This is a genomic window from Ramlibacter sp. (assembly GCF_028292805.1).
GTDB lineage: Bacteria > Pseudomonadota > Gammaproteobacteria > Burkholderiales > Burkholderiaceae_C > Ramlibacter.
On record NZ_JAQGLS010000130.1, the window covers coordinates 1 to 6,004 of the forward strand.

General features: G+C 68.3%; 8 protein-coding genes. 2 read left to right on the forward strand and 6 right to left on the reverse strand.

The features are described 5' to 3' along the window. The coding region (urtE, locus tag JWP65_RS07700; protein ID WP_299762339.1) for an urea ABC transporter ATP-binding subunit UrtE at positions 1-608 on the forward strand (608 nt) is incomplete at its 5' end. 272 nt (positions 609-880) lie between these two features. On the opposite strand, the gene JWP65_RS07705 is transcribed toward urtE, so the two are convergent. From JWP65_RS07705 to JWP65_RS07730, 6 genes are all read right to left on the reverse strand, one after another. Continuing rightward, positions 881-1,114, reverse strand: coding sequence for a hypothetical protein (locus JWP65_RS07705; protein WP_299762342.1), 234 nt, complete (start codon positions 1,112-1,114; stop codon positions 881-883). A gap of 108 nt (positions 1,115-1,222) precedes the next feature. Further along, on the reverse strand, positions 1,223-1,690 hold the full coding sequence (locus tag JWP65_RS07710) for a hypothetical protein (protein ID WP_299762345.1): 468 nt from the start codon (positions 1,688-1,690) through the stop codon (positions 1,223-1,225). Between the two features lie 141 nt (positions 1,691-1,831). Next, positions 1,832-2,662 carry an urease accessory protein UreD gene (locus JWP65_RS07715; protein ID WP_299762348.1) on the reverse strand — a complete coding sequence of 277 codons (831 nt, stop codon included), beginning with the start codon at positions 2,660-2,662 and terminating at the stop codon, positions 1,832-1,834. A 2-nt stretch (positions 2,663-2,664) separates the two neighbouring features. After that, positions 2,665-3,435: an ABC transporter permease gene (locus JWP65_RS07720; protein WP_299762351.1), complete on the reverse strand. Its 771-nt coding sequence runs from the start codon at positions 3,433-3,435 to the stop codon at positions 2,665-2,667. Then, complete coding sequence (locus JWP65_RS07725) at positions 3,432-4,337, reverse strand: ABC transporter ATP-binding protein (protein WP_299762354.1); 906 nt, start codon at positions 4,335-4,337, stop codon at positions 3,432-3,434. Before JWP65_RS07725 ends, JWP65_RS07720 begins: the two co-directional genes overlap by 4 nt. Then, complete coding sequence (locus tag JWP65_RS07730; protein ID WP_299762357.1) at positions 4,337-5,371, reverse strand: ABC transporter substrate-binding protein; 1,035 nt, start codon at positions 5,369-5,371, stop codon at positions 4,337-4,339. Before JWP65_RS07730 ends, JWP65_RS07725 begins: the two co-directional genes overlap by 1 nt. Positions 5,372-5,704: 333 nt before the next feature. On the opposite strand from JWP65_RS07730, the gene JWP65_RS07735 reads away from it, so the two are divergent. Beyond that, entirely contained in the window at positions 5,705-5,971 is a 267-nt protein-coding gene (locus tag JWP65_RS07735) for a GlsB/YeaQ/YmgE family stress response membrane protein (protein ID WP_299762360.1), read from the forward strand. The last annotated feature ends 33 nt before the right edge of the window (positions 5,972-6,004 follow it).

Here is a 6,004-nt window from a genome sequence, read left to right on the forward strand (position 1 = left end):
TCACGGTGCTGCTCGGCCGCAACGGCGTGGGCAAGACGACATTGCTGAAATCGCTGATGGGACTGGTGCCGATTCGCACGGGTAGCATCGAGTTCGAAGGCACGGCCATCCAGTCGACCACGCCGTACCAGCGTGCGCGCGCCGGCATCGGCTTCGTGCCGCAGGGCCGCGAGATCTTCGCCCGGCTGACGGTGGAGGAGAACCTGCGCATGGGGCTGGCCTACAAGCCGGCGGGCACGCCCATCCCGCCTGGGTTGTTCGAACTGTTCCCGGTCCTCGAGCAGATGCTGGGGCGCCGCGGCGGCGACCTCTCGGGTGGGCAGCAGCAGCAGCTTGCGATCGCACGGGCGCTGGCCGCGCAGCCGAGGCTGCTGATCCTTGACGAGCCGACGGAAGGCATCCAGCCCAGCATCATCAAGGACATCGGCCGCGTGATCCGCATGCTGGCCGCCCGCGGCGACATGGCGATCCTGCTGGTGGAGCAGTACTACGACTTCGCCCGGGAGCTGGCCGACGACTACGTGGTGATGGAGCGCGGAGAAGTGCTGGCGCGCGGCCTGGGCAAGGACATGGAAGCGCACGGCGTGCGCAAGCTGGTGGCGATCTAGGCCCAACCGTAGGCTAGTGCCTACCGCAGCTGCTGCCCCCGCGCCTACTGCGGCTCAGGGCGCTGCCGTTCATGGTCCAAGCCGGGTGGGCCTTAAGCTGGACCCAATTCAAAAGGAGATCCACATGCCCGTCATCCTCTGGCTTCTCGGCGTTCCCATCACCCTGATCCTGCTGTTCATGCTGATTTTCTGAACGGCCGCATCCATCCGGCACGCTGCACCGTGCCGCACGCACCGCGCGGGTCTCGCAAGAGGCCTGCGCGGTTGCGCTTTCAGGGCTTGCGCCTGACCTGCTCGAGCTGCTCCAGGTTGCGCCCCGCAATGTCGCCGCGGTCGCCTGCTTGGACCTCGCCCGCCGTGGCCGGCTCGTCTTCCTCCCGGCCCTGGTTGGCGTAGGGCTGCCGCCCGGCGCCGCCGTCCCAGGTCACTTCGCTCTTGGTGCCGTGCCGCGCCTGCCCGTCTCCGGCGGCTTCGCCGGGGCCCGGGATCTTGTTGCTGTCTGCCATGCGTGGTCCTCGTGTGCACTTGAATCGACCTGCCCAAGGTGAGCCCTTGCGGCAGGTCGCGGTGTAGGACGCCGTCCCGGCCAAACCGGGGATGCGGCCGGATGATGCTTAGCGGGAAGGGACCAGGACCACCGGGTCGGCGGTCTGCGGCTGGATGGTGACCGAGCTCTGGCCGGCCGGCAGCACGACGGTTTCCACTTCGCGGATCACGCCGCCGCCGGCGACGCTGCCGTCGGCGCTGCCCATGCCCATCACGCGGGCCTGGCAGGCGGCTTTCTCTTCACCGGTGGTGAACACTTCGCAGCGCGACATGGCGTTGGATTCCAGGCGGGCGCCGGACTCGAGCAAACCGCGCTTCTTGTCGGCTTGGGCATTGCGCGCTTCGGTCAGGCAGGTGTCCCGGTCCTGCTGGGTGCGGCCGGTCATGCAGGCGTTCACTTCCTGCTGGTAGCTGCCGGAGGCGTCGATGCCGGTGGTGCCCGTCGCGACCTGTGCGGTGGCGGCCGTGACCGCCAGCAAGGCGGACACGCCAAAGGAGATGAGGCTCTTGCGGGAGCGGGTGTCCTTGACGTTCATGGGGTACTCCTGTGCGGATTGCGTTGACTTGCATGCAGTGTGGATCGCAAGCCGCCAGCGCGCTGCCGGAGAGGGGCGTGTGCGCACCCCGCGCTCGGCCCATGGTCGGGTAGGACGCGGCCTTGCCTGCTGGGTGAAGGCCTAGGCGATCCAGCCGCGTGGTTCGCTGGGCGGCAGGTCCCACAGCAGCGGTCGCCAGGCGCGCCGGATCGCCTTGGCCAGCTGCAGCGCCGGCTCCACCAGCGGCGCCAGCACCCGCACCACCAGCACCCGCGGTCCGGGGGCGGTGGCGCCGGCGGTCGCGGCCAGCGGATGGGCGTCGATGACGGCGCGGGCGCTGTCCAGAAGGGCCTCGCGCCGCGGCCGTGCCAGGTCGCTGCCGGCCACGAAGAAGACAGTGGCCATGCAGCGGTGACCGGCCAGACCCAGCGGGCCGTCCAGCAGCCGGTGGTCGTCCGCCGCGATGCGGCCGCGCTCGAGCCAGGCGCCTTGCAGTTCCAGGTGCTGCAGCAGGCTGCCGCGCGCGAACGGCAGCTGCGCCTGTGGCAGGCCCAAAGCCGAAATGTCCCACCCGAGCAGTTCGGCGCCGGGGGCCAGCTGCATGTGCAGCCGGTTTTCCGCCATGCAGCCGCTGTAGTACAGCGCTTCCAGCGGCAGCCATTCGAGCCGCGCGCCGGCGGCCAGCCGCACCGCCACCGTTTGCACGGCAGCGGCGCCGTCGCTGCGGTAGAAGCGGGACGCGCCGGGCGTGGTCACCAGGCCATGGCTGCCGGCAGCGCCACTGACGGTGACCTCCAGCGTGTCGCCACCCACCAGCCCGCCGGGCGGATGCACCAGCACGTTGTGGCAGACGCTGGCGCCCTCGGGCCACAGGCTTTGCAGGATGCGCAGCGGCCCGTCGTGGGCGAAGCGGGCGACGCTGCGGCCGCCCTCCAGCGCATAGTCCAGCCGCAGGCTGGCGTGCCAGGCCATGCTCAGGTGGTCTGGGAACCGCGGTGCGCCCAGCCGGTGGTGTGCTTTTCAATGGCGCTGAACAACTCGTACATCGCCATCGCCATCACGCTGATCGCCACCAGGCCGGCGAAGGCCAGCGACATGCGCTGCTGGCTGCCCGCCGTCTGAATCAGGTTGCCGATGCCGGAGTCGCCCGCCGTCATCTCGGCCAGCACGGTGCCGACGAAGGCCAGCGTGATCGCCACCTTGAGCGAGCCGTAGAAGTAGGGCATCGAGCGCGGCAGGCCGACCTTGACCAGCACGTCCCAGCGCTTGGCGCCCAGCACCCGCAGCACGTCTTCCAGCTCCGGCTCCAGCGTCGCCAGCCCGGTCGAGATGTTCACCATGATCGGGAAGAACGAGATCAGGAACGCGGTGAGGATGCCCGGGCCGACCCCGATGCCGAACCAGACCACCAGGATCGGCACGATCGCCGCCTTGGGCACGGCGTTGAAGCCGACCATCAGCGGATACACCGCGGCATAGGCGACGCGCGAGGAGCCGATCAGGAACCCGAGCAGCACGCCCACCACGATCGCCAGGCCGAAGCCGACCATCGTGACCCAGAAGGTTTCCCAGGCGGCCTTGAGCAGCGGCTCCTTGTACTCGGCGAACTGCTGCGCGATCTGCCAGGGGCTGGGAAAGAGGAATTCTGGGATGGCCAAGCCGACCACCACGACCTGCCAGAAGATCACCAGCGCGATCGCCAGCAGCACCGGCGCCCAGCGCTCGAAATGACGGTTCGGTTTCATGCCGGAGCCTGCGTGGTCTTGCGGATCGCGCCGATGTGGCTGCGCAGTTCCAGCACGATGTCGGTGAACTCCTTGCTGTAGGTGATCTCCAGCTCGCGCGGACGCGGCAGGTCGATCTCGCGCCGGACCACGAACCGGCCCGGGCTCTTGCTCATCACATACACCGTGTCGGCCAGAAAGGCGGACTCGCGCAGATCGTGGGTGACCAGGATCACGTTGAATTTCTGCTCCATCCACAGGTCGCGCAGGATGCACCACAGCTCCTCGCGCGTGAAGGCGTCCAGCGCGCCGAACGGCTCGTCCAGCAGCAGCATTTTGGGCTGGTGGATCAGCGCGCGGCAGATGCTGGCGCGCTGCTGCATGCCCCCCGACAGCTGCCACGGGAACTTGTCCTCGTAGCCGGCCAGGCCGACCTTTTGCAGCAGCTGGCGCGCCCGCTCCTCGTACTCCTTGCGTTTGGCCTTGAAGTTGCTGCGGTACGGCTCGACGATCTCCAGCGGCAGCAGCACGTTGTCGACCGTCGTGCGCCAGGGCAGCAGCGACGGCGCCTGGAACGCCATGCCGGAGATCTTCAGTGGCCCGGTGACGGGCTGCCGGTCGATCAGGATGCGGCCGCGCGAGGGCATGCGCAGCCCGGTCGCCAGCTTGATGAAGGTGTACTTGCCGCAACCCGAAGGCCCGACGATGGCGATGAACTCGCCCTCGTTCACCTGCAGGTCGATCGCCTCGACGGCGAACTGCCCGGCCGCGAACAGCTCGTCGTTGTAGGCCAGCCAGACGTCGCGGAACTCGATGAAGGAACCCGTGCCCGCGCGCTCCCCCACTGCGTGCGGGTCGCTGCCCCCCGAGGGGGCTTTCGTGCCTTGGGGCGGCCCGGCGGCATTGAAGGCTTGCGTCCCCATCACTTCTTGGCGGCGGGCAGCACGTTCAGTTCGGCCTTGGTCGGCAGGAAGCTGCCGTTCCACACCGCGTTGGCATTGACGCGCGTCTTGGTGGCGAAGGCGTCGGACACCTGCGAGGCCATCAGCGACATGCGGCCCGGGTTGACCTGGCCGAAGCCGTCGGCGCGGGCGTCGGGGCTGGCGATCACCGCGTCGATGGCCATGCGCAGGCGGCGCTTTTCCAGGTCGGTGTTGATGATGCCGTCGCGCGCCTTGACGAACTCGATGGAGGCATCGGGGTTGGCCATCACTTCGCGGGCGCCCCTGGTGAAGGCCGCCAGGAACGCCTTCACGGCCGCCGGGTTGTCCTTGACCAGCTTGGGCGAGGCGATGATCACGTTGCCATACAGCTTCACGCCGTTGTCGGCGTAAGGCAGCGTCACCACGTCGGCCAGCTTGACGCCGCGCGCTTCCAGGTTCAGCAGCGAGGTGAACGAAAAGCCGGTGATGGCGTCGATGTCGCCGCGCGCCAGCATGGTCTCGCGCAGCGGCGGATCCATCGAGACCCAGGTCACGTTGCTGATGTTGTTGGCCTTCTGGAAGATCGGAAAGCCGCGGCGGCCGGCGTCGAACACCGGAGCGCCCAGAATCTTGCCGGCCAGGTCGGCCGCCGTCTTGAAGCCCGACTTCTTCAGCGCCCGCACGGCCGAAGGCGTGTTGTTGTAGACCATCATCACGGCCACCGGCTTGTTCGGCGCGTCCGGGTTGTTGGCGTGGAACTCCATCAGCGCCGCCAGGTCGGCAAAGCCCATGTCGTAGGTGCCGGTGGCCACGCGTTGCACGGCGGCGCCCGAGCCGGTCCCGGCGTCCACGCTCACGTCCAGGCCGGCCGCCTTGAAGTAGCCCTTGGCCACCGGCTGCAGGAACAGCGCGGCCGGGCCTTCGAACCGCCAGTCGAGCAGGAACTTGATGGGGGTGGCGGTCTGGGCCTGGGCGCCAAAGCTGGCGGCCAGGGCCAGGGCGGAGACGGTCGACAGGAAAACCCTTTTGTGCATGGATGGCTCCGAAGTGCGGGAAACAGGAAACGATGGATGTGGAAGCAAGAACGGTGCCGCCGCGCGCGCGACGGCCTCAGGCCCGTATTGTCAGGGGAGCGGGCCCGGTTCAGCCGCGGCTAACCCGTGAAAAAGTCGAGCTGCGGTAGGGGTTGTCCGACGTACCGACGCGCTAGACCCGCACCCCCAGGCTGAACGCGCGACTACGCCCGGGGGCCCGGCTTGATCCCATAGTTCACACACCGGCCCAGCAAAGGGCGGGTGGTCCAGGTCCCCGCAAAGGCCCGGGGCTCACTATCAACAACACGCCGTTCGCGGCACAAGGAGTGCGACATGGGTTTGATTATTTGGTTGATCGTTGGTGGCATCGTCGGCTGGCTGGCCAGCCTGGTCATGAAGACGGACGGCCAGCAGGGCATGCTGCTGAACGTGGTCGTGGGTATCGTCGGCGCCTTCTTGGGCGGCTGGCTGATCTCTCCGCTGGTGGGCGTGGGCACCATCAATGACGGCATCAGCATCGGCTCGGTGGTCGTGTCGCTGGTCGGCGCCATCATCCTGCTGGCCATCGTGAACCTGTTCCGCCGCGGCCGCGTCCGCTAAGTCATTCACTCCGAAATCGCGGCGCGATTCGGA

Coding starts and splice junctions, on each gene's coding strand:
- JWP65_RS07720 (WP_299762351.1), bottom strand. CDS start 3,435: ATGAAACCGAACCGTCATTTCGAGCGCTGGGCGCCGGTGCTGCTGGCG.
- JWP65_RS07730 (WP_299762357.1), bottom strand. CDS start 5,371: ATGCACAAAAGGGTTTTCCTGTCGACCGTCTCCGCCCTGGCCCTGGCC.
- JWP65_RS07735 (WP_299762360.1), top strand. CDS start 5,705: ATGGGTTTGATTATTTGGTTGATCGTTGGTGGCATCGTCGGCTGGCTG.
- JWP65_RS07705 (WP_299762342.1), bottom strand. CDS start 1,114: ATGGCAGACAGCAACAAGATCCCGGGCCCCGGCGAAGCCGCCGGAGAC.
- JWP65_RS07725 (WP_299762354.1), bottom strand. CDS start 4,337: ATGGGGACGCAAGCCTTCAATGCCGCCGGGCCGCCCCAAGGCACGAAA.
- JWP65_RS07715 (WP_299762348.1), bottom strand. CDS start 2,662: ATGGCCTGGCACGCCAGCCTGCGGCTGGACTATGCGCTGGAGGGCGGC.
- JWP65_RS07710 (WP_299762345.1), bottom strand. CDS start 1,690: ATGAACGTCAAGGACACCCGCTCCCGCAAGAGCCTCATCTCCTTTGGC.